This window comes from Alkalihalobacillus sp. FSL W8-0930, from assembly GCA_037965595.1.
Lineage (GTDB): Bacteria > Bacillota > Bacilli > Bacillales > Bacillaceae_D > Alkalicoccobacillus.
Genome location: CP150183.1, coordinates 3,569,988 through 3,593,171 on the forward strand (window position 1 = coordinate 3,569,988; position 23,184 = coordinate 3,593,171).

At 42.0% G+C, this 23,184-nt stretch carries 19 protein-coding genes; 8 read left to right on the top strand and 11 right to left on the bottom strand.

What is annotated here, in order from left to right; translation table 11 throughout:
- Positions 1-16: 16 nt before the first annotated feature.
- On the bottom strand, positions 17-1,300 hold the full coding sequence (locus tag NSQ54_18515; protein ID WYP26298.1) for an ABC transporter substrate-binding protein: 1,284 nt from the start codon (positions 1,298-1,300) through the stop codon (positions 17-19).
- 341 nt (positions 1,301-1,641) lie between these two features.
- Between NSQ54_18515 and NSQ54_18520 the strand changes: the two genes are divergently transcribed.
- From NSQ54_18520 to NSQ54_18530, 3 genes are read left to right on the top strand one after another with little or no spacing between them, the layout of a single operon-like run.
- Positions 1,642-2,367, top strand: coding sequence for a (Fe-S)-binding protein (locus NSQ54_18520; GenBank protein WYP26299.1), 726 nt, complete (start codon positions 1,642-1,644; stop codon positions 2,365-2,367).
- Positions 2,368-2,380: 13 nt separating this feature from the next.
- Positions 2,381-3,814 carry a LutB/LldF family L-lactate oxidation iron-sulfur protein gene (locus tag NSQ54_18525; protein ID WYP26300.1) on the top strand — a complete coding sequence of 478 codons (1,434 nt, stop codon included), beginning with the start codon at positions 2,381-2,383 and terminating at the stop codon, positions 3,812-3,814.
- Positions 3,804-4,517 (top strand): lactate utilization protein C, encoded by a 714-nt coding sequence (locus NSQ54_18530; GenBank protein ID WYP26301.1) that lies wholly within the window; start codon positions 3,804-3,806, stop codon positions 4,515-4,517. Before NSQ54_18525 ends, NSQ54_18530 begins: the two co-directional genes overlap by 11 nt.
- Positions 4,518-4,537: 20 nt before the next feature.
- On the opposite strand, the gene NSQ54_18535 is transcribed toward NSQ54_18530, so the two are convergent.
- Both NSQ54_18535 and NSQ54_18540 read right to left on the bottom strand, forming a co-directional pair.
- Entirely contained in the window at positions 4,538-5,263 is a 726-nt protein-coding gene (locus tag NSQ54_18535) for a FadR/GntR family transcriptional regulator (protein WYP26302.1), read from the bottom strand.
- A 68-nt stretch (positions 5,264-5,331) separates the two neighbouring features.
- Complete coding sequence (locus NSQ54_18540; protein ID WYP26303.1) at positions 5,332-5,781, bottom strand: Rrf2 family transcriptional regulator; 450 nt, start codon at positions 5,779-5,781, stop codon at positions 5,332-5,334.
- A 182-nt stretch (positions 5,782-5,963) separates the two neighbouring features.
- On the opposite strand from NSQ54_18540, the gene NSQ54_18545 reads away from it, so the two are divergent.
- Positions 5,964-6,827: an SDR family oxidoreductase gene (locus NSQ54_18545; GenBank protein ID WYP26304.1), complete on the top strand. Its 864-nt coding sequence runs from the start codon at positions 5,964-5,966 to the stop codon at positions 6,825-6,827.
- Between the two features lie 44 nt (positions 6,828-6,871).
- On the opposite strand, the gene NSQ54_18550 is transcribed toward NSQ54_18545, so the two are convergent.
- The 4 genes from NSQ54_18550 to NSQ54_18565 form a co-directional block, all read right to left on the bottom strand.
- Positions 6,872-8,932: a bifunctional aldolase/short-chain dehydrogenase gene (locus NSQ54_18550; GenBank protein ID WYP26305.1), complete on the bottom strand. Its 2,061-nt coding sequence runs from the start codon at positions 8,930-8,932 to the stop codon at positions 6,872-6,874.
- A gap of 29 nt (positions 8,933-8,961) precedes the next feature.
- The gene (gene rhaA / locus NSQ54_18555) at positions 8,962-10,215 is read right to left on the bottom strand and encodes an L-rhamnose isomerase (protein WYP26306.1); all 1,254 of its coding nucleotides are present in this window, start codon (positions 10,213-10,215) and stop codon (positions 8,962-8,964) included.
- Complete coding sequence (gene rhaB / locus NSQ54_18560) at positions 10,208-11,629, bottom strand: rhamnulokinase (GenBank protein WYP26307.1); 1,422 nt, start codon at positions 11,627-11,629, stop codon at positions 10,208-10,210. Before rhaB ends, rhaA begins: the two co-directional genes overlap by 8 nt.
- Positions 11,630-11,752: 123 nt before the next feature.
- The gene (locus tag NSQ54_18565) at positions 11,753-12,721 is read right to left on the bottom strand and encodes an AraC family transcriptional regulator (GenBank protein ID WYP26308.1); all 969 of its coding nucleotides are present in this window, start codon (positions 12,719-12,721) and stop codon (positions 11,753-11,755) included.
- A 106-nt stretch (positions 12,722-12,827) separates the two neighbouring features.
- Here NSQ54_18565 and NSQ54_18570 point away from each other — a divergent pair, with 106 nt between their 5' ends.
- The 4 genes from NSQ54_18570 (at position 12,828) to NSQ54_18585 (ending at position 18,581) form a co-directional block, all read left to right on the top strand.
- The gene (locus tag NSQ54_18570) at positions 12,828-14,597 is read left to right on the top strand and encodes a LytS/YhcK type 5TM receptor domain-containing protein (protein ID WYP26309.1); all 1,770 of its coding nucleotides are present in this window, start codon (positions 12,828-12,830) and stop codon (positions 14,595-14,597) included.
- On the top strand, positions 14,566-15,294 hold the full coding sequence (locus NSQ54_18575) for a LytTR family DNA-binding domain-containing protein (protein WYP26310.1): 729 nt from the start codon (positions 14,566-14,568) through the stop codon (positions 15,292-15,294). The genes NSQ54_18570 and NSQ54_18575 overlap by 32 nt, the downstream gene beginning before the upstream one ends.
- Before the next feature lie 140 nt (positions 15,295-15,434).
- Positions 15,435-16,886: a carbon starvation CstA family protein gene (locus NSQ54_18580; protein ID WYP26311.1), complete on the top strand. Its 1,452-nt coding sequence runs from the start codon at positions 15,435-15,437 to the stop codon at positions 16,884-16,886.
- Positions 16,887-17,003: 117 nt separating this feature from the next.
- Positions 17,004-18,581: a glutathione ABC transporter substrate-binding protein gene (locus NSQ54_18585; protein ID WYP26312.1), complete on the top strand. Its 1,578-nt coding sequence runs from the start codon at positions 17,004-17,006 to the stop codon at positions 18,579-18,581.
- 42 nt (positions 18,582-18,623) lie between these two features.
- Here NSQ54_18585 and NSQ54_18590 read toward each other — a convergent pair whose 3' ends face one another.
- The 4 genes from NSQ54_18590 to NSQ54_18605 all read right to left on the bottom strand — a co-directional run bounded on the left by NSQ54_18590 (position 18,624) and on the right by NSQ54_18605 (position 23,184).
- Complete coding sequence (locus NSQ54_18590) at positions 18,624-19,781, bottom strand: response regulator transcription factor (protein ID WYP28590.1); 1,158 nt, start codon at positions 19,779-19,781, stop codon at positions 18,624-18,626.
- Positions 19,782-19,790: 9 nt separating this feature from the next.
- Positions 19,791-21,575, bottom strand: coding sequence for a sensor histidine kinase (locus NSQ54_18595; GenBank protein ID WYP26313.1), 1,785 nt, complete (start codon positions 21,573-21,575; stop codon positions 19,791-19,793).
- A gap of 94 nt (positions 21,576-21,669) precedes the next feature.
- Entirely contained in the window at positions 21,670-22,311 is a 642-nt protein-coding gene (locus NSQ54_18600) for a DUF624 domain-containing protein (protein WYP26314.1), read from the bottom strand.
- Between the two features lie 30 nt (positions 22,312-22,341).
- Complete coding sequence (locus tag NSQ54_18605) at positions 22,342-23,184, bottom strand: carbohydrate ABC transporter permease (GenBank protein WYP26315.1); 843 nt, start codon at positions 23,182-23,184, stop codon at positions 22,342-22,344.

Below are 23,184 nucleotides of genomic sequence, written 5' to 3' on the forward strand. Positions count from 1 at the left end.
CCTCTCCCTTCCTTAATTATTTCAGAACAGCTTCCGCACGTTTTTCTGCATTATCTAAGGCATCCTGACTTGTACCATCCTGCAGAACCGCTCGTGTGATTTCCTCCACCAATGCATTAACGACCTCAGGATAGCCTTCTACCATTGGACGCTCATGTGCATATTCAAGCTGATCAACTGCTGTTTTATATTGAGGAACTTCTTCGTATACCTTCTGCATCGCCTCTGTCTCAGATGCGGAGTGTCTACTTGGCAAATAACCCGTGAATTCACTTGCATACGCAGTTTGGTCGGTATCTGTCATCCACTTAATAAATGTCCAAGCGGCCTCTTGTTTCGCCTCGTCCAAGCCAGCTGTCATCACAAGATTCGCTCCCCCAGTCGGAACCCCAAACTGCTTGTTCTCAGGCATAAAGGCTGTATCTACTTCATATCCCTGATCACTCGCATTTGTCATTAAATACGTAAGGTCAGCTGTTGAACTGAGCATCATTCCTGACTTTCCATTGACAAAGTCCTGCTTCGCCGTATCTCCGGCAACATCTCCAGTAGGAACTTTTATGGAGCCTTCCTCATACATCTCTTTTATAAAATCAATCGCTTCAGCTCCTGCCTCACTGTTAAACGCAGGCTGACCATTATCATCAATCATGGTTCCGCCAGCTTGTGTCACAAAGGCTTCATAAAACCAAATATCGATCGGCATCGTTGCACCCTTCATTGTTCCATCCTCAGACAGGACAGCCGCATATTCCTTAAACTCATCCCACGTTTTTGGACCAGCAGGATCAAGCCCTTTTTCCTCGAGTATGGTTGTATTCAGATATAAAATTGGAGTACTTCGTAAATACGGAAGAGCATAGATCTCCTCATCCACATACGAATTCCCCATTAATCCTTCATTAAAATCGTCGATATCAAGATCATCTGCATCAATAAACGGCTGTAAGCTTTCCGTCATTCCGTTTTTAGCAAAGGTCTCAACCGAGGCAATTTCATTTTGAGTGACCTCTGGTGCATCCTTAGCCGCGAAGGCTGCCTGCGTTTTTGCATGAAGCTCATCATATGTACCTTGAAACTCTGCCGTTACTTGAATGGTCGGGTGCTCTTCGTTAAACTGCGCCACAAGATTTTCATTGTTCTCTCCAATCTTGTCTCCCCACGCATACCAATATGTAAGTTCTATAGGCTCATCAGGTGTTGCTCCACTCACTGTATCTGAAGACGGAGTTGAACCACACCCTGTCATCATAAGTAAAGCAATCGCTGCCGTGCTCCCTATCGTCCAGTACGTTTTCATGTATCTGCCTCCTAGAATTGTGATATTGGATTACTAGCTCCTATGCTACGTTTTGTTCATTAAGCATCTATGAATGGAAGATAAAGTGTTTTTTAAAACGATAGGAAAAGCATGGAGAATGTTAAGCGAGGATGTTTGTTGTAAAGAAGGTTTGAGGATGTGTGGATGATTTTTGTCGGAGGTGATCGAGGGAGCGTGAAGGTTCGGGTTTTACGTAAAGGGGGACGCGAGTTATCGTTTTACTCTACCCTCTACTTATCTATTGAACTCCTCTCCCACCCGGTTTATAATGGAAACAACATTTAATGGTCTGACCATATGACGAAACAGGAGTGAGAAGTATGAACGTATCATTATTTATTACATGTTTGGCAGATGTATTTTACCCAAATGTCGGAAAAGACGTGGTTGAGGTATTGGAACGACAAGGATGCACCGTTGATTTTCCCGGAAATCAAACCTGTTGCGGGCAGCCTGCGTTTAACAGCGGCTACCACAAAGAAACAAAGGAAGTCGCAAAAAAAATGATTCGTGCGTTCGAACACTCTGAGTATGTGGTAGCACCTTCAGGATCGTGTGCTGCGATGCTCCATGAGTACCCGCACCTTTTTAAAGAAGACTCCGCCGTTTGGTTAAAACGTGCCGAAGAGCTTGCAGCTAAAACGTATGAATTCACTCAATTTCTAGTAGATGTGCTCGGTGTTGAAAGTCTTGGTGCAACGTGTGACGCTAAGGCTACGTATCACTCTTCTTGTCACATGACAAGGTTACTGGGAGTGAAAGAAGCACCAGCCAAACTACTAAAACAGGTTGATGGTTTGGATTATACAGAGCTCCCTGGTAAAGAAACCTGTTGTGGCTTTGGTGGAACATTCTCCGTGAAAATGAAACCGATTTCAGAACAAATGGTAGATGAAAAGATTGCCCACATTGAAGAAACGGGTTCAGATGTGTTAATTGGGGCAGATTGTGGATGCCTGATGAATATTGGAGGGCGCCTTGAGCGACTTGGCAAGCCTGTTCAGGTTAAGCATATTGCTGAGATATTAAATCAACAAAAGGTGTAAGGAGGATACCAACATGCCAATGAAAATTGGAGATAAACCATTTTTTGATCGAGTGAATAAAGGACTTGATGATTCATTTATGAGAGGATCTGTTGTTTCGGCACAGGAGCGCCTAAAAAATGCAAAAACAAAATCCTCAGATCAACTAGGCAACTGGGAGGATTGGCGTGAGCAAGCAGAAGAAATTCGTCAGCATACACTTGAAAACCTAGATTACTATTTAGAACAGCTTGCTACCAATGTAAAAAAAAGCGGCGGACATATTTTCTTTGCGCAAACTGCTCAAGAAGCCAATGACTATATAAAAGAGGTGGCCGCGAACAAAGAAGCTAAAAAGATCATTAAGTCTAAATCAATGGTAACCGAGGAAATTGGAATGAACCAAGCACTCGAGTCCATAGGATGTGAGGTCATTGAGTCTGATCTAGGAGAGTACATTCTTCAGCTCGATGATCATGATCCGCCGTCTCATATCGTGGCGCCTGCCCTTCACAAAAATCGGGATCAAATTAGAGAAACCTTTGATGTGAAACGCCAATATAGAGGGACCTCATCACCTGAAGAATTAGCACTGTTCGCAAGAGAACAGCTACGACAGGAATTTCTAACAGCTGATCTTGGAATTACTGGCTGTAATTTTGCAGTGGCCGAGTCAGGTTCCATTGCTCTAGTCACAAATGAAGGAAATGCTCACTTAACAGCAGATTTGCCAAACACTCAGATTGCCGTGATGGGAATGGAGCGGATTGTTCCAACATGGGAAGAGCTTGATGTGATGGTAACGATGCTATGCCGCAGTGCAGTTGGACAAAATCTGACGAGCTATGTAACCGGTCTGACTGGCCCTAGGCGAGAAGGCGAAACGGACGGTCCAGAAGAATTTCATTTAGTGGTGGTCGACAATGGCCGTTCTTCTATTCTAGGTACTGAATTTCAATCCGTCTTACAATGTATTCGTTGTGCTGCCTGTATTAACGTATGCCCGATTTATCGGCATATTGGAGGTCACTCCTACGGATCCATTTATCCAGGTCCAATCGGTGCAGTGCTCTCTCCATTACTTGGTGGGTACGATGATCATAAGGAGCTCCCTTTTGCTTCAAGCCTTTGCGCCGCCTGCACAGATGCATGTCCGGTGAAGATTCCGCTCCATTCTCTTTTAATAGAACATCGTCGCAAAATAGTCGAGGACGAGAAATTGAGTACGTGGGGTGAAAAGCTTGCAATGAAAGGCTTTGGCATGGCGATGAGTAACTCTAATCTGTTACGTACGGGTACAAAGCTTGCTCCAAAGCTAATGAAGCCACTCGTGAAAGACGGGAAGATTGTTCGCGGTCCTGGCCCTATGAAGCCATGGACTGACATCCGTGACTTCCCTACACCTGCTAGCGAATCATTCCGAAGCTGGTTTAAGAAAGAAAAAGGAGGTGCCTCACATGACAACTAAAGAAACAAACCAAGAGACCTTTTTAAATGAAATCGCTAAAAATCTCGGTCGTCCTAGAAAAAAAGAAGTCGTTCGTCCAACATGGAAAAAGCGTCCTCAATGGGAAGTATTAAAAAGTGCGAGCCAAGACGAGCTCGTATCCAAGCTTAAAGACAGATGTCTTGCCATCCACACTCAAGTGGAGGAAGCTACTCTTGATACGCTTGCAAGTACACTTGATAAGGTCCTGAATGATTACGAGGCTTCTTCTATTATAAGCTGGCAGGATCCTCGCTTTGCCGAGTATGGACTTGATTCGTTTTTTGAACAGCATAGAGAAAAGGGACACAATGTTCGTGAGTGGGACTCAAGTGATGAAAAAGGAAACATAACCTTCGCAGAACATGCGGATGTAGGCATTACGTTTTCCGATATGACACTTGCAGAGTCTGGAACCGTCACGTTGCTCCACGATTCGGGCAAAGGCCGATCTGTGAGCTTTCTTCCAAAATCGTTTATTGCCATCATTCCTAAAAGCACGCTTGTACCACGCATTAGCCAAGCAACCCGGATGCTTCATCAAAAGGTGGAAGCGGGAGAAGACATTCCTTCCTGTGTGAACTTTGTATCTGGACCCAGCAATAGTGCCGACATTGAAATGAATTTAGTGGTTGGAGTGCACGGACCCGTTCGCGCTTGCTATATCCTAGTTGATGACCAATAACATAAAACGGAGAGACTCAGTTAGTCGACTGAAATCTCTCCGTTTTTCTGTTTATATTCAACGAGAAGCTGGTTAATTGTGTCCAGATGGATCGCCATTGCTTCTTTTGCATTTTCTGTGTTCTTTTCTTTTATAGCTTTTGCGACTGCGAGGTGCTGGTCCATTAGCTTTTGTTGGATGGAATAGCCTTCAATTACTTTTGCCATCCAGACCTTTGTCACGACACTTGATATCTGAAGAACTTCCGTTAGAAAGGAGTTTCTTGCCATCTCTGCGATCAATCGGTGAAATTCTAGATCTAGCTCCAGAAACGCATTATGGTTACTCGCATTCCGCATTCGTTCAACGACATCATCAAGTCGTACATGATCTTCGTCTGTTGACTTTTTTGCAGCCATTTCAGCTAGGATTACTTCAACCCCTACTCTTGCTTCTACAAGCTCAAGAATGTTATCAAAGCTGATCTTCGACATAAGTTCAAGATGCTTTGTAAAAAAGTCCCCAAAGCTTTCCGCTACGAAGGTACCCTCTGGCACACGTACTTCAATCAATCCAAGTGCGGCTAAAGCACGATTCGCTTCTCTTAATGTACTCCGCCCCACGCCAAACATTTCCATTAGCTTTCTCTCGCTTGGCAGCTTCCCACCAGGAGGAATGGTTCCATTTATGATTAACTCCATCAACTGTTGAACAATATTCTGAGACATCGTTGTTTTCTTTACTTGATGAATCTGATCTTCAAGCATCTGCTCACTCCAATGATCTGACCTTAAGACCTTAATGATAACGTACGATACCACAAACAACAAGATGATCAGTTGCTCTCTTGTGGCGCCTCGTCCTTCTCGATTTGGCGGACAACCTGGTCCACTGTTGTTTTTTCTAATGATCGCTCTAAGGCTTGCTGTGCCTCATTGAAATGCTCACCAATGGAATGCTGTATGTTGCGTCCGACAATACACTTTGGATTCGGTTGATCGTGAATACTAAACAATTGATTTTCCTTCACTGCTTCTACGGCCTTGTACACGTCAAGCAGCGTCACCTCGGATAAATCCTTTGCAAGCTCCGCCCCTGCTTTACCTGGCCTTGTCTTCACAAGTCCAGCATTCCTGAGCATCCCGATGATTTTGCGAACAACGGCAGGATTTGTATTCACACTTCCTGCTAAAAACTCCGATGTATTTATTTCTGGTTGATCCTTATCTATATCTAAAAGAGATAACAGATGTATCCCTACTGAAAATCGACTACTAATCGACATATTGCACCATCCATTCTTGTAACAAATGCTATTACAAGTATAGTACAGTTTGGTAAGACGAACAATATGTGGGCTTATGAATGGGTCATACAATATGTTGACAAAAACAAAACTTGTAACTATTATAGATACATGTAATAAAAGTAATTACAAGTTGATTAAAAACTTAGGAGGCTTTTCATATGAAAACATTAATCACTGGTGCAACAGGCCGTCTTGGATCTAAAATTGTTCAATCTGTTCTTACTCGCATTTCTGCAAGTGAACTCGCAGTTAGCGTGCGTAACCCCGAGAAAGCTAAGGATCTAAAAGAATTAGGAGTTGATGTTCGCCAAGCGGACTTTAATGACCCTGCATCTCTTGAAAAAGCATTTACCGGTATTGATCGTCTGCTTTTAATCTCTGCAGACGGAGACAATGAAACAAGAATCAAGCAACATACCCAAGCAGTTGAAGCCGCAAAACAAGCAGGTGTTTCGTTTATTGCATATACAAGTTTAGCGGATGCAACCAACAGTCAAAATCTAATGGCACCGCCACATGTAGCGACTGAAGCTGCTATTAAAGAAACGGGTATTCCATATTCTTTCTTACGTAACAACTGGTATTTAGAAAATGAAGCGGACAGTATTAAAGCCTCCCTCCAAGGTGCTCCTTGGATTACCTCAGCTGGTTCAGGGAAAGTTGGCTGGGCACTGCAGCAGGATTATGCAGAGGCCGCTGCACGTGTGATAACAGAAGAGGGGCATGATTTTACAACGTATGAGCTTGCTGGTCCTCTTTACACGCAGGAAGAACTCGTTGGACATTTAGAGTCTGTTACTGGAAAAGATATCACTTTGAAGCAGGTTAGCGACGACGAGTATGCAGAAGCCATGAAACAAGCTGGCGTACCAGACTTTGCGATTCCGATTGTTGTTGGCATCCAAGAAAGCATTCGCGTAGGCAGTCTAGCAACAGAGAAAAGTGACTTTGAGACAGTTCTTGGTCGCCCTGTCACTCCAATCGAGGACGCATTAAAGCAACTAGTTTCTTCTTTGTCATAAGAAAAAGGACGAGCCAACTATCATTTGGTTCGTCCTCTTCTTTATTACCTTGTAAATGCTGCAGGAACTCCACCATCTACGGTAATCATGCAGCCTGTTGTTTTTTCTGATTTTGACGAGGATAAAAACAGAATAGCATCAGCAATATCCTTTGGAAGAATCATCACACCAAGTGTCGTACGCTTTTTGTAGTGATCCTCAAGCTCTTCTGGTTTAATGCCGTATGCTGCGGCACGCTCTTCGCGCCAAGCAGATCCCCAGATCGCTGACCCCTGTAAGACTGCATCAGGTAATACCGTATTCACACGGATTCCGAAGTCTCCACCCTCTGCAGCAATGGTACGTGCCAAATGAGCTTCAAGCGCCTTCACCGAGCTGTATGCAGATACATTTTTTCCTGCATACACTGAGTTTTTCGAACCGATAAAGACCATGCTTCCCCCAATGGACTGCTTCTTCATTAGCTTAAAGGCTTCACGAGAGACGAGGAAATAGCCCGTTCCAAGCACATTCATGTTCAAATTCCATTCTTTTAAGCTTGTTTCGTCAAACGGGCTTGATGTAGCTAGCCCTGCATTATTAACAAGCATGTCCAGTCCACCATATGTTCGGGCAACCTCAGCAAAAGCAGACACGATTGCATCCTCATCTGTTACGTCCATCTTAATGGCAATGGCACGTCCCGCACCATGTTCTGCATTAATCTCATCAGCCACCTTCTGTGCGCCCTCGAGATTTAAGTCTGCAATGACTACATGTGAACCCTGACTGACGTACTGACGGCATGTTTCACTTCCGATTCCTCCTGCTCCACCTGTAACAAAGGCAACTTTACGTGAAAATTCAGCCTCTGCTGGTGCAAGCGAAAGCTTATATAATTCAAGCGGCCAGTACTCAATTTGGAATGATTCTTCTTCATTTAAAGAAACGAATTGACCAAGAGCAGTTGTCCCTTTCATAACGGAGATTGCACGCGTATAAAGGGCTCCACTTACCTTAGCATTCGCAAGGCTTTTCCCTGTGTTCACCATTCCGATACCAGGTATTAAAATGACACGCGGAGATGGATCAAACATGATGTCGCCTTCTGACTGGTTTGCTTCAAAGTAGGCTTTGTATTCTTCTTTGTATGAAGCAATGCCCTCAACAAGCTTTTCCACCAAACCAGCTGTATCCTTTGCATCTGGCTCCCAATCAATAAAAAGTGGTACACGTTTCGTATGAACAAGATGATCCGGGCAGGCCGCACCTACTTGAGATAACGCTTTTGCATCGTGACTATTTACAAACTCAAGAATATGTTCACCATCATCATATGTGAGGAGCGCCTTTTCCTGCTGGCTTACTTGACCACGAATGACAGGCATCACGCTAGATAATAGATCTTTGCGTTCTTCTCCGGATAATGAGCTTACTTTTTCCCCACCAAAAGGGACATCCTGCTTTGACTGAATAAACGCTTCTGCTTCATTAATGGTTGAAATCGTTCGTTCATAGCTCTCTTGTGCCGTGTCTCCCCAAACAACCAGACCGTGTTTCTCCATCAGAACAAGCTCAGCGTTTGGATTGTTTTGCACACCTTCTGCAATCATTTTAGAGAGCGTGAACCCAGGGCGAATATAAGGCACCCATACAAAGCGGTCTCCGTAAATCTCCTTTGCAATCTCTTGACCATTGTCTGCGCAGCACAGGCTAATGATTGCATCAGGATGCGTGTGATCTACATGCTTAAAAGGAAGAAATGCATGAAGCAATGTTTCAATCGATGCACGCGGATGCTTTTGACTCAGCATGCAATTCTCTAAGTATGCCACCATTTCTGCATCTGGCATTTCATCTTTTTCAAACAGAGGATGAATGTCATCAAGGCGCAGCCCGGTAAAGTTCTTCGCACCCATCGTTGCTAGATCGGATCCGCTACCCTTCACCCACATGACGTCTACTTCGCGTCCACGAAAATCAATTTCTGTTGTTTTCATGGACGTATTTCCACCACCCCAGTTACATACTGCTCGGTCTGAACCAATTAGGTTAGAGCGGTAGACCAGTTCATCTAATCCTTGTTTTTGTTCTGCTTCTTGTTGATTCCAAAGGTTTTTTACCATTCTAATCAGTCCTTTTCTATTGGGTTTAACTATGCGCGTTTAGATTGAACGTTTTCCTCGTATTGCTTTACCTCGTTTAACCAGCTTTCTTTCACAGGCACTTGTTGTCTCAGGCAGTATTCATCCCAGATTGCTCCAAACGGATACGTCTTAAATTCCTCAAGTAATGCCAATCGCTCTGTGAAATTTCCTTGTTCTTGCAGTTCTTTTAAATGATCAGTTGGTTCAAGCAATGCATAGAGCAAGGCCTTCACTGTGTTCCGTGTACCAATGGTCCAAGCTGCGACACGGTTGATACTAGCATCAAAGAAATCCAGACCAATGTTCACTCGTTCATGTGCATCTGCTCGGATGATTTCATGAGCAATTTCTTTTAGTTCATCATCAAATGTAACAACATGATCACTGTCCCAACGAACAGGGCGTGACACGTGAAGTGCTACCTTTTCATTAAACAAAAGTAAGGATGATAGTTTATTTGAAATCGTTTCTGTTGGATGAAAATGTCCTGAATCAAGCAAACACAGCTTGTTATTCTGTTGAGCATAGCTTAGATAAAACTCATGAGACCCAACAACATAGGCTTCTGAACCAATACCAAATAGCTTGCTTTCAACTGCATCTAGGACAAGGCTCTCATCATATTCCTCTGAAAAAATTTCATCTAATGATTCTTTTAATCTCTTTCTAGGCGTTAAACGGTCACTAGGAGTGTCCTTATATCCATCTGGCACCCAAATGTTAACTAAGGAAGGTGTTCCAAGTTCTTTGCCAAAATAAGCGGCAATTTTCCTGCTTGCCTTACAATGGTTAATCCAAAACGTACGAATCTCTGGATCAGGATGACTAAGTGTCAGGCCATCCTCGGCCTTTGGATGAGCGAATACGGTTGGATTAAAATCAAGCCCGATTCCTTTTTCCTTTGCCCAAGAAACCCACTTTTCAAAGTGTTTAGGTTCAATTGCGTCACGATCAATCTCTTCCCCGTCTGTTTCTGCATAAATGGCATGAAGATTCACACGGTGCGTACCTGGTATTAGCGACAATGCTTTGTCTAAGTCTGCTCGAAGTTCTTCCCCATTACGAGCTTTTCCCGGGTAATTACCTGTGACATCAATCCCTCCCGAAAGCTCTCTTTTTGTGACTTCAAATCCAGCAATATCATCACCCTGCCAGCAATGCACAGAAATAGGGATGGTTGAAAGCTTCTGAAATGCGTCTTCCACATTTACTCCAAAACGCTCATAATGAGATTTTGCTTCTTCAAATGGTGTGTTAGCCATGAGGAATCTCTCCTTTTTGTGGGATAAATTGTTTTAGTGAAAAAGATGCTGCTACTAGCTTACGAGCATCCGCCAATGTGCTGATAAGACCTGCGGCACGCATCTGAACTAATAGATTGCCTATTGCCGTTGCTTCGATGGGCCCTGAGATGACTGTCTTTCCCGTTACGTTTGCGACGAGTTGATTTACGTATTCGTTTTGTGCACCGCCACCGATAATGTTCACTTGATCATAAGACCTGCCTACCATCTCTTCTATCTGGAGTATGGCTGCTTGATAGCTTTTTACTAAGCTATGAAAGACACAGGCCGCTATCTCTCCTGACCTGACAGGCACTGGCTGGTTACTTTCCATACAAGCCGCCTGAATTTCTTCAATCATGTTCACTGGATTCAAAAATCGTTGCTGATCCACATCAATGATAGATGGATTATTCACTTTTTTGCTTGCTTGGACAAGTTCATCAAAGGAATAGATATCGCCATATAGACGCTTAACCTCTTGGATCATCCAAAAGCCCATAATGTTCTTTAAGAACCGAAAGCGATAATCTACTCCACCTTCATTTGTGAAGTTATAGGCTTGTGCTCTCTGATTACATATCGGTTCCGCATTCTCCACGCCAAGCAAAGACCACGTGCCAGAGCTTAAATAAATCGTCTCTTTTGCTTCCGGTATAGCTGCAACCGCGGACGCCGTATCATGTGTAGCTGGAACGATAACCTCCAGATCAAAGCCAAATTCATGGACAAGCCCTTTCCTCAATCCTCCGAGCGAGGTTCCAGGTAGAACAATCTCTTCAAACAAATCACGGCTAATGCCCAAATGATTTAATAGAGATTGATCCCAATCCTTTGAATCTGCATGTAGCAGCTGAGTAGAGGTTGCATTTGTGTATTCGTTTACTTTTTTGCCTGTAAGAAGATAGTGAAAATAATCAGGAATCATTAAAAACGATCGAGCCTTCTCAAGAATTTCTGGATTTGACTGTCTTAAAGCAGCAAACTGATAAATTGTATTAAACGGTTGAAATTGAATTCCTGTACTGGTGTAGATGTCATCTTTAGATAGAGTCTCCGTCACTTTTTCCATGATGCCTTCAGTACGTGCATCACGATACGCAACCACTGGTCCTAACGGCTGTTCTTCTTCGTCTAATAACACAAAATCCACAGCCCATGTATCCACTCCAATTGTCTTTGGATTAAACCCTTTTTCATGGCAGATACGGATACCCTTCTTTATTTCAGCAAAGAGATCGTCTACATCCCAACATAAATGTCCTGAGCGATGAATCATCGCATTTTGGAATCGGTGAACTTCCTGAAGGTCAATCTTTTGATCTTGAAGTGTACCTACAAGCAACCGACCACTTGAAGCACCAATATCCACGGCAATATGAGTAGAAGACATGTTTTCAACCCTCCTTTTGTAATCGCTTTCTTGTTTTTAGTATATAAAAACTGCCTACTAATCTCTATGTCCGGAAAGATCTAAACATATGTCCTTATTTGCAAAAAGAAGACCTCCATTGGATTAGAGGTCTTCTAGGGATTCACGATAATTTTTTGGTGTCATTCCATATCTCTTACTGAAAATCCGATAAAAATAACTCACATTATCGTAGCCGACTTGATTCACAATCATTGTGATAGGAAGGTCTGTTTTTGCCATCAGTTCACAAGCAACGGATAAGCGCTTTTCTTGTAACAGTTCTTTAAATGTTTGGTTGGTCATCTGTTTAATGGCTCTACTTAACACATAGTCATGCTGATTAAGAACAGATGCGATCTCAGTGAGAGTAGCCGTACTATACGATTGGTTGATATACGTGTGGATTTCTTGCATCCAGTTGGTGTGAAGGGTGAACATCTCGCCACCTTCAATCTCTTGCTCGTTCTGAGAAATTTCAACAAGGACCAACCCAAGAAGAAGCTTCACCTTTGTCTCTGACACTTGATTCGGATGAAGAATTTCATGGATGATCGTATGAATATGCGTTTGTAGAACTTCGTGATTGGCTGTTTTAAAGGTGAGATACTGACCCTGATATGAATAAGTGTACAGACTATCCATTAAAAAGCGGTATACCGGCCCGCGAATGTTTAAAAAAGAGAAGATATACTCAAAAAAACTTGGCTGAATAATAAAGTTGATGATAATATCGTCCTTCTGGCACGGTTCAATCTCATGTTCAATGTGTTGATTCAAGAACATAAGCTCTCCTTCTTTTAATTGCATCCGTTTCCCAGCAATTGTTTGAGTGAGGGAGCCTTGGAGAACATAACTCATCTCTATGTAATCATGCCTATGCTTAGGAAACTCAACAAATCGAGTATGCTTTCGTACCATAATCGTTTCATTGTTCGCCAGGAACTTTTTACTTTCCACTGTCGTGAAGTGCTCCTGTGATGAATAGCGCGTGTGCGAAACCTTTGGATTGGCGAGAATGTCTCGTTCCTCATCCGTTAGTGGCATGAGATGCTTAAGGATTTTATTCTTCATTTACTCACCTCTTTATTTGCTCTTCCCTATGAAATGGACGTGTGTCGACTTGTGATATACTTCCATCAAAGCTATTCATACTACTTGGTAAAGTGAGGCACCATCTATGTTTGAACTACTTATTACAATGCTCGAGCGTCTTGGGATTATTGTTATGATTGCTTTTATCCTAACTCGTTTTGGTTTCTTTCGCCACTTAATTACATCTACCAAGCTAACGGTTCGTCAACAAGTGATTGCCGTGTGCTTTTTTGGTCTCTTTGGCATTATCGGAACGTATTCAGGTTTTACCTTTAACACATCAACCTCTGAGTTTGCAATCTGGGCAACAGATATCCAGACAGATGAAGCCATTGCCAATTTTCGTGTAATTGGAGTAGTGCTGGCTGGCCTTCTTGGGGGATATAAAGTAGGAATGGGTGCTGGTCTCATTGCGGGAGTGCACCGCTTTTTCTTAGGTGGGTATACGGCATTTCCATGTGGCATCGCATCCATATTAGCAGGTTATCTTGCCGGACTCTTTCGTAAAGACAACCAGCGTCCTACACTATCCAAGGCTTTATGGATCGGTGCCGGTGCAGAAGCGATCCAGATGCTGTTAATCTTCCTCCTGGCTAGACCTCTTGATCGTGCACTTGCATTAATTGAGATGATAGCCTTGCCCATGATTATCGCGAATGGGTTGGGTTGTGCATTGTTTCTTCTAATTATGAAAACAGTCATCCAACAAGAAGATAAAATCGGAGCATCCCAAACACAGCTTTCTCTTCGAATCGCCGATCAAACGCTTGTTCACTTGCGTAAAGGGCTGACAGCCAAATCCGCGCACGCCGTTTGTGAGATCCTTCATAATGAAACGCAAACAATTGCTGTTTCCATGACAAATCAGACAAACATTCTTGCTCATGTGGGGATGGCTAGTGACCATCATCAAGAAAAAAGCCCCATTCAAACGCAGGTAACACGAGATGCGATTAGAAGTGGTCAGCTTGTAATAGCTAAAGATCAGATGATCCACTGTGCGCATGCCCAGTGTCCGTTAGGAGCTGCCGTCATTGCCCCATTAAAACAGCGGGACAAAACAATCGGGACGTTAAAATTTTATTTTCACTCTGCTAAAGAAATTAGTCCTCTCTCGATTGAGTTAATCTCTGGACTAAGCTCTCTTTTAAGTAGCCAATTAGAAATATCTAGTGCGGATCAAGCGTATAAGCTGGCACAAGAAGCTGAAATTAATGCCCTTCAAGCACAGATTAGTCCGCACTTTCTATTCAACTCATTAAATACAATTACGTCACTCATTCGTGTAGATCCCATGAAAGCACGGAAATTGCTTGTTTCACTCTCACACTTTTTACATCAAAATTTATCTGCCACAACAGAAAGCTCGATTACATTTGAGCAGGAGCTCAGGCATATGAAGGCTTATCTAATGATTGAGGAAACACGTTTCCAGAATAAGTTTACGGTTGTTTATGATATTGATGAGAGCTGTTTGCACGAAATGCTCCCTCCATTGACTCTTCAACCGATTGTTGAAAATGCGATCAAACATGGGATTTATCCATTAGACAGACACTGTACATTAACGATCGAGATTAAAAGGCTACAGGACTGTATTCACGTCATGGTCACAGACTCAGGACAAGGCATGGATGACGATAAAATTGAATTATTAAAACACCGTCATGTCCCTTCAGAAACAGGATCAGGGCTTGCCTTGCACAATATAAATCGAAGACTTACACTTATGTTTGGCTCTAGAGCTGCACTTCAATTTGAGAGCGAACCGAACAAAGGGACTTGCGTACGCTTTGTTATTCCTTTAATGGAGGAAAAAGAACATGTCACAAACCATCCGAACACTCATCGTTGATGATGAACGCTATAATCGCGAGGAACTGATCTATCTTCTCAAGTCTTATGATCGCATTGAAATTATAGGTGAGGCAGATACGGGGGAAGCCTGTATCGTCCAAGCCACTCAGTTGCAACCAGATCTCGTTTTTTTAGATATTGAAATGCCTGTTATGAACGGAATGAAGGCCGCAGATTCCTTAAAAGAACTTCGTAACGTACCACTCATCGTATTTGCAACGGCTCATCCTCAATTTGCAGCCGAAGCATTTCGTTATGAAGCCATTGACTATTTACTGAAGCCCTATGACGAGGATCAACTCAAGGAGACGGTGAATCGAATTGAACAACGATTACTAGTAGAACCTTCGAGTACTCCTGTTACGACAGGTAAGCTTGCAGTAGAAGCCGAGGGGGATATCTTTTTCTTAGATCCTTTTGACATTCTCTACATCTATCGAGACGATAAAGTCACTCGGATTGTTTCTTCTAAAGGGCATTATGAGGCAAAGACAACACTTAAAGAATTAGAAACAAGGCTTGTCCCTTTTTCTTTCTTTCGCATTCATAAAAGCTATTTAGTGAACTTACAAGCTGTTACAAAACTAACTCCTTGGTTTAATGGCGCGTACCAGCTTGAGGTTGAAGGCCAAAAAGAACAATTAGCTGTAAGTAGAAACTATGTAAGAGAACTAAGAAAACGACTGGAGCTTTAATTTCAAAGCTCCTGCAACTTAACCTCTTTCTTCTACATCATACAGCTTCATTTCAACATGTTACCCTTAATTTTACCAATCGTGCTCCAATTCCTATTACAATAATGTAAACGCATTCAGATAGTGATAGGGGGAGCAAGATGTTTACATTTCTTGGTGGTATCGTCTTACTAATCGTAGGATATTTCACATATGGCAAGATTGTTGAAAAGATATTCGTTCCAAAACCGGAACGTACGACACCTGCTTACACGAAGGGTGACGGTGTTGATTATTTACCGATGAGTATCAACAAAAACTCACTTATTCAATTAATAAGTATTGCAGGGATCGGACCTATATTCGGACCGATTATGGGCGCTCTCTATGGTCCCGTCGCTTTCTTATGGATTGTGTTTGGCTGTATCTTTGCTGGAGCTGTTCATGATTACTTAACAGGAATGATCTCTATTCGCCATGGTGGTGCCCACCTTCCAGCACTGGCGGGTAAATTTCTTGGGAAGGTCATGAGACATGTTGTTAACGCCTTTTCCATTCTGCTTTTATTGTTAGTAGGAACCGTATTTGTTACGTCACCAGCTGATCTTCTAGTAGATCTAACAAACGGAACCGTACCAGCTATTATTTTTATTGTCATTATCTTTATTTATTTTATATTGGCGACGATTCTACCGATTGATAAAATCATCGGAAGTATTTATCCGTACTTTGGTGCCCTGTTACTTATTAGTGCGCTTGGGATTGGGATTGGTCTAATTGTGAATCAAGCGGCTATTCCTGAGTTGTCTATTACAAATTTTCATCCTGATAATGTTCCGATCTTTCCATTGTTGTTCCTAACGATTTCTTGTGGAGCTCTGTCAGGATTTCACGCAACACAGTCTCCTATCATCTCAAGAACGACTCAAAACGAAAGTCAGGGACGTAGGATTTTTTATGGCATGATGATTGCAGAAGGTATCATCGCGATGATTTGGGCAGCTGCTGCCATGAGTCTGTTTGATGGCCCTGTCAGTCTGAATGAATTAATCAATACCATTGGAACAGCAGGTATCGTAGCAGAAGCTTCTACACTTATGCTAGGCTCTGTTTTTGGAACACTTGCTATTCTTGGTGTAATCATTTTACCGATCACATCAGGTGACACCGCATTCCGCAGTGCGCGGATGATTATTGCAGATTACTTTAACATTTCACAGAAAAAGATTGCCAGCCGCCTTTGGATTGCACTTCCTTTGTTTGTCATCTCGGTCTTTCTGACTACCGTTGATTTCACTATGCTATGGAGATATTTCTCTTGGGCAAACCAATCAACCGCGGTTATTGCGCTTTGGGTAGGCAGCATGTATTTATTTATCGCTAAACGAAACTACTGGATTGCCGTCATTCCAGGTGTCTTTATGACGATGGCTTGTGCGACCTATATTTTAAATGCACCGATTGGATTCGGACTGAGTATGAACATCTCCTATTTAGTTGGAGCAGTGATCACGCTTGGTATCACGGCATTATTCTTCAAAGCCGCAACAAAGGCAAGAGCCGACAACCTATCTCTTGAAGAAGATATTACCAATTGGAAAAACCCAGCATAACCGATAATTCCCTGTTGACTTGATAGGCCAACAGGGATTTTTATATTGTCTGTCATGCTTTTTCACGTTATAGTGATAAAGGTTCAGATTATAGAGAGAATTAAGAGGAGTGGAAAAATGCAAAAGAAGTCATTTTTGGGGTTAGGGGCTGTTGTCGCCTCACTCAGCGCACTTGTACTGGTTGGTTGCGCAAGCGATAGCACGGATTCAGAAGGAACAGCAAGCACGACAGGAGGAGATCTTGTTGTTGACATGCAATCAGAAGCTGTGACGTTAGATTTGCATGGCTCAAATGATACAGCATCAAGTAATGTAACCTCCAATATATTTGAGTCTCTTGTCACTCAAGATGAGGAGCTAAATTTAGAACCTGGTCTTGCTGAAGACTGGAAGCAAATAAATGATACGGAATGGGAATTCTATTTACGAGAAGATGTGACGTTCCATGATGGGACTGAGTTTAATGCAGATGCCGTAAAAGCGAACCTTGATCGTGTACTTGATCCTGAGGTTGCCTCACCTCGAGCATTTTTGTTTGAGATGATTAGTGAAGTTGAAGTGATTGATCCATATACTGTCCGTGTACATACTGAATACCCGTTTGCTCCACTGCCTGCTAACCTGGCTCATTACGGAGCAGCAATGATGAGTCCTGTTGCAATTGAAGAAGATTATCAAGCCATGGCTGATGGCGAAGCACCAGGTAGCTATTTAAATGAACACCCAATCGGGACAGGTTATTTTACATTTGATAGCTGGAATTCAGGACAATCTATCAAGCTTTTAAAAAATGATGACTATTGGGGTGAGCCTGCTAAGGTAGATAGTGTAACCTTCCAAGTCATTCCTGAAGGGGGTACCCGAATTGCCAATCTGGAGACTGGCGCAAGTCACATTGTTAATAACGTAAGTGCAAGTGACTTGAATCGTTTTGAAGCGACAGACGGCATCCACGTGAATCAAACAGAAAGTGTTGCCCTTTTATATCTTGGATTTAACCAAAAGAATGAGATTTTAGCTGATCCTCTTGTTCGTGAGGCTTTTTCTTTAGCCATTAATCGTACTGATATTTTAGAAGGAATTTTTAACGGAGTTGGCATTGAAGCAAAGACTCCACTAGCTCCTAAAATCTTTGGACATGATGATTCAATTGTATTTAACGAATATGATATCGAAAAAGCAAAAGAACTCCTTGCAGAAGCAGGATACCCAGATGGACTCGACATTACGCTCAACACAAGTGATCAGCGTGAGCGAACAGATATGGCTGAATACATCCAGTCAGCGCTTAGTCAAATTGGTGTAAATGTATCGATCCAAGTTAATGAATGGGGTGCGTTCCTTGATTTAACGAATCAAGGGGAACAGGAACTCTTTATCTTAAGCTGGTCTACCGTAAATGGTGATGCAGATATGGGCTTATCTCTTTTCCACTCTGCTAACCAAGGAGCACAAGGAAACCGTACATTTGTGGCTCGCGATGACATAGATGAGCTGATTGAAGAAGCACGTAAAAGCGAGGACGAAGACGAACGCCTTGAGCTTTATAGCGAAATTCAAACAATGATTGCCGATGATAGTATCATCCAACCACTCATTCATGAGGAATTTTTAGTTGGTGTCAGAGACGAAGTAAAAGGCTTCTGGGAAAGCCCAACTGGCGTCTTAGTTTTACATGATGTATCGATTCAATAGGTAAGTAGGTTTAAGCCGAACCATTCTTATGGATGTGTTCGGCTATTTTATTCTTGCCCTCTTTTGTATAAGCTCGGTCGGAGTCTGTCCACTGTATTTTTTGAATGCACTTGAGAAATAGGCAGGATTCGTATATCCAACCTTTTCTGAAATCTCATAGATTAGGTAGGAACCCTCGTATATCATCTTTTTTGCCTTCTCCATACGAACCCGAAGCAAATAGTCCTTAAATGACTCCCCTACAATCTTCCTAAAAATTTGTCCTAGATAATTTCTAGAGATGAATAGTTCTTCTGCAAGATCTGAAAGCGTAATATTTTCATTCATACGTTGTTGAATCGACTCTAGCATTTGCTCTACTAATTGACGGTGCTTAAGATTCTCATCCCATTGTTGGCTTTGACATACCTCAACAACAATGCCCTCAAATAATTGAACAGATTCATTCCAGGATTGGTAATGAGATAAACGATTATAGATATCATCATCGCTTAAAGATAAGTCATCTAACCGTATACCAATCTCATATAAGCTGTACGTAATAATTGTCCAGATCTGTATCCCCAATTGAATGGCAGTTTGTTCGTGATAGGTCTCGTTCTCGACTACTTCATAAATCGTTCGAATCAGTTTGATCGCTGTTTTTTCATCTGCTTGTTTTATAGAATCTTGTAAATGTTGATTGCTTGTTAAAAAACGATCCGTAACATTAGCTCGAGTCAGTGCACCTGATGAATGTAAATTACCTTCACGAATGAGCGCCCAATTGATTCTCATTGCGTCAGTCATCATCGACTCCAGCCATTCTCGTTCCATCTGATCCTCCTGCTTCTTCTCCTCCAAACGAGCAATTGTTTGTTGAAACACTGTTCGAATGGTTTCCTTTGAAGCTGGCTTAGAAAGATAGTCATTGATTTGAAGCCGTAACGCTTTTCTGGCATATTCAAAATCATTGTATCCACTTAAAACAATGACCTGACCATCATAGCCCCAATCCTGCAGCTCTTCAATCATATCTAATCCATTCTTCACTGGCATGTAAATGTCTGTCATAATAACATCGGGCTTTGTCTCCTTCACAAGTTGAATGCCTTCTACACCGTCTCTAGCTTGCCCGGCCCACTGACATTCTAGCTCCTGCCAAGGAATAATCATTTTTAACCCGCGTAACACCCGTTCATCATCATCAATTAACACCACTTTCCACAATTATGTTGCCCCCTCCTCATCTTGATTTAGCAAATGAAAAAAATGAGCATCTACTTTAGGAATGATCACTTTAGCTGTTACACCTTCGATTTGATTATTTTCTAATGTAATCGAGGCTTTATCACCAAAATAGACTGCGAGCCTTTCTTTTACATTTGCTATACCGTAACCGCCTGTATCAAAGGATGTTCGCTCGTTCTGATTCCTTGATAACCCTCTACCGTTATCTGAGATATCAATGAGTAACGACTGTGATTTTTCTTCTATTGTCACTTGAATAAAACCATCATTTTTATTCGTTAAGCCATGAATGACTGCATTTTCAACAAATGGTTGTAGTGTTAGCTTAGGGAGATAATAGGAAGATAGGTCCCCACTCGTCCGTATTTGATAGTCTAACTTTCCATCCCTATTAATCTTCTGAAGCTCCAAATAATGCTTCAGATAGTCTAATTCCTCTGGTATAGATAGATGACTGATCCCCTTTGATAAACCAATACGCAACATGTTTCCGAGCAGCTCAAGCATCTTACTCATATCATCGTCGCCTCTTTCAATCGCTCGCCAGTTCAGCTGATCTAACGTATTGTAGAGAAAATGCGGATTAATATTTGCTTGAAGTGCCTTACTTTCTGCAATTCGCTGCCTTTTTGTTTTTTGTAATACAGATGCATACAATGAATCGCTTCGTTCAACAAGCTGAAGGTATCCATCAAAAAGATAGCCAAACTCATTTTGATAATCATTTGGTAGTTCATGCGTCGCTGATGATGACTGAGGATAGGTTTGCATCACGTCTTTTAATTGAATAATTGGCTCTGTAAACTTCTTCGTTAAGTACAGCATGGTAATGGTCACAAAAATGATAGAAATGAGTCCAATTCCGGACAACCATATTGCGATCTTTTTACTTCCAGCCGTGATTAAATCTTTCGGTGTTACTTCCATTAACGTCCAGTTTGAGGATGGAACTGCACTAGAGACGACTAAATCCCCATCACTTGTTAGCTCAGCCTGTTCAGTGACTCCCCTTCTGTTCTGTAATATTGATGACAATTGTTTTAAGTAGGGTTGGAATTCAAGAAACTCATCATGATCTGGAGGATGGGAAAGCAGAGATCCATCTCCATCTAGAACAAATAAGTTAGACGTGTCTCCCTTATCTCGTAACCAATCTTCAATAAAGTCCTTTTGAATATTCAAGACCAGGACACCAATTAAGTCCCCTCTAGAAGAATAGACGTTTCTACCATAACTCACTACATCCTCTTCACCAAATAGAAGATTCACCTTCCTCTCTCCTAGCCATGCTGCTGTCACATCTGCAAGTTCATTTGCCCCTGGAAAAGAACGAAACATCTCCATTGTTTGAAATTGAACAGGATGTTGTGAATTTACTGGTGGATGGTCCATATAAATGGAAATTGAGTGAAGCCCAGGAACACTATAAATAACGTTTGAAAAATCAAGATCAACAAGTGTTCTTTGCCTTGATAACGCAGAACTAGAATCAGAATCCATTTCTCTAGATTGTCTCATCAACTCTTGAAATGCTTTTTGACGTGATAGCCCAATAGAGGTTTCCTGAAAGCTACTTAGCTCACTACTTAACTCTCGGCTTAAGAGGGTTAATTTCTCTACCTGATGGGAAATCGTTTTCTTGGTATTTTCTTCTGTAGTTAGTTGATAGGTAACGGCTATAATCGTTAAGAGAAGTAAGAGTGTAAAAGTAGTGATGCTACCAAATAAAATATGCCTAATCTTGTACCTCTTAAATAGATCCATAGTAATGATCCTATCTACAAATTATTTTGATATCGCTTTCAATTCATTTTATCAAATGCTGCCAACAAAAATAAAGGGAAGCCTAAGCCACCCTCTACATCGATTCTTGAATAATGGTAAAACCAATTCGATCAAAAATATGTGTGGCTACCTTCATGACAATGGCCGCAGGAACACTAATTCCGTAAAAAAGAATGAGCCCTGGGAAAAGGATACACAAAATAATTGATGAACCCAAAACAAAAAGTAAAACAACGACTAAATGAACATTTGCAATGCCAATCGTTAACGTACTTCGAATCGTCTGAACAAATGATTCGTTTCGATAAACGTTAAGCGGAAACGAAAAAAATAACACAGATAAAAAGAGGAAAAGAGTAGTGAGTAGGATCATTCTAGGAAACAATCCAGTCTCCATTAGAATCATCGCTCGGCCGCTTACTAAAAGCAGCAAAAGGGCAAGAAGAATTCCCCAACCCATTAGGTTAGCACGAATAAACTCATGTTTAAAACTTCTTCTAAATTGATGATACATTGCTTTAAGGGGGACTTCCGTTAACCCATTGGCACTGTACGCTTGCCCTATCATTCGAAAGAGTGCCTGTGATGCAGGTGCCCAGCCAAATACCCCTAAACCCAGCAGAGTAAATCCTAACCACAGCAGGTTTAGGATGGCGAGCCGCATCAGAATGTCACAATAGTACATGACACGATCTCCGAGCTTATGAACATTCATACCTTTTCCCCCTCTATATCGTATGTTGATTTATTTAAGGCCTGTCGTTGCGATACCTTCAACCAAGTACCGTTGAAAGAACATGAACAAGATAAGCTGTGGTAACAGAGAGAGCGAGGACATAGCGAGTAGAGGCCCCCAAGAGGTTCCTGCTTCCGCATCCATGAAATTACGTAAGCCTAGCGAGATCGTATGAATCTCAGCACTATTTAAGTAAATGAGCGGGGAGAGAAAATCATCCCATGACCACATAAACGCAAAGATTGCGACTGTGACAAGTGCCGGCTTCAGCAATGGTAAGATAATCCGCCAGAACACACCAAATGTCGAGCAGCCGTCAATAATAGCCGCCTCATCCAACTCTCTTGGAATCCCTCTAATAAACTGGATCAGTAAAAAGATAAAAAATGGAGTCCCCCCTAAAAAAGCTGGTACAATCAGAGGGTAAAACGTATTAACCCAGTTAAACTGCTGAAATAGGATATATTGTGGAATTAATGTAATTTGCATTGGGAGCATGACTGTTGACAGCAAACATGCAAAGAGAACCTTTTTAAATCGAAAACGTAATCTAGCGAAGCCATACGCAACAATACTCGATGATAAGATTGCTCCGACAACCACACTTCCCGTTACAAACAAAGAGTTCTTAAAGTACACATCAAACCCAAATCCTCCAAACCCTGCCCAACCTTCAGGGTAATTCAACCAATCAACTTCAATGGGTATGAGCGAAATCGCATTAGAAAAGATTTCTGTCTCTGGTTTTAGTGAGCTGCCAAACATCCACAAGATCGGATAAAGCATAAGGAAACTAAAACCAATGACGAAAACATAATAGATGACATCAGATAAACGTTTAGGCTTTTTCAT

Bases quoted from the DNA above. Each gene is read 5' to 3' on its own strand.
- NSQ54_18605 (WYP26315.1), bottom strand. From the start codon at position 23,184: ATGAAAAAGCCTAAACGTTTATCTGATGTCATCTATTATGTTTTCGTC.
- NSQ54_18575 (WYP26310.1), top strand. From the start codon at position 14,566: ATGTCACAAACCATCCGAACACTCATCGTTGATGATGAACGCTATAAT.
- rhaA (WYP26306.1), bottom strand. From the start codon at position 10,215: ATGGCTAACACACCATTTGAAGAAGCAAAATCTCATTATGAGCGTTTT.
- NSQ54_18550 (WYP26305.1), bottom strand. From the start codon at position 8,932: ATGGTAAAAAACCTTTGGAATCAACAAGAAGCAGAACAAAAACAAGGA.
- rhaB (WYP26307.1), bottom strand. From the start codon at position 11,629: ATGTCTTCTACTCATATTGCCGTGGATATTGGTGCTTCAAGTGGTCGG.
- NSQ54_18595 (WYP26313.1), bottom strand. From the start codon at position 21,575: ATGGATCTATTTAAGAGGTACAAGATTAGGCATATTTTATTTGGTAGC.
- NSQ54_18545 (WYP26304.1), top strand. From the start codon at position 5,964: ATGAAAACATTAATCACTGGTGCAACAGGCCGTCTTGGATCTAAAATT.
- NSQ54_18540 (WYP26303.1), bottom strand. From the start codon at position 5,781: ATGTCGATTAGTAGTCGATTTTCAGTAGGGATACATCTGTTATCTCTT.
- NSQ54_18515 (WYP26298.1), bottom strand. From the start codon at position 1,300: ATGAAAACGTACTGGACGATAGGGAGCACGGCAGCGATTGCTTTACTT.
- NSQ54_18570 (WYP26309.1), top strand. From the start codon at position 12,828: ATGTTTGAACTACTTATTACAATGCTCGAGCGTCTTGGGATTATTGTT.
- NSQ54_18580 (WYP26311.1), top strand. From the start codon at position 15,435: ATGTTTACATTTCTTGGTGGTATCGTCTTACTAATCGTAGGATATTTC.
- NSQ54_18530 (WYP26301.1), top strand. From the start codon at position 3,804: ATGACAACTAAAGAAACAAACCAAGAGACCTTTTTAAATGAAATCGCT.
- NSQ54_18525 (WYP26300.1), top strand. From the start codon at position 2,381: ATGCCAATGAAAATTGGAGATAAACCATTTTTTGATCGAGTGAATAAA.
- NSQ54_18535 (WYP26302.1), bottom strand. From the start codon at position 5,263: ATGCTTGAAGATCAGATTCATCAAGTAAAGAAAACAACGATGTCTCAG.
- NSQ54_18585 (WYP26312.1), top strand. From the start codon at position 17,004: ATGCAAAAGAAGTCATTTTTGGGGTTAGGGGCTGTTGTCGCCTCACTC.
- NSQ54_18565 (WYP26308.1), bottom strand. From the start codon at position 12,721: ATGAAGAATAAAATCCTTAAGCATCTCATGCCACTAACGGATGAGGAA.
- NSQ54_18520 (WYP26299.1), top strand. From the start codon at position 1,642: ATGAACGTATCATTATTTATTACATGTTTGGCAGATGTATTTTACCCA.
- NSQ54_18600 (WYP26314.1), bottom strand. From the start codon at position 22,311: ATGAATGTTCATAAGCTCGGAGATCGTGTCATGTACTATTGTGACATT.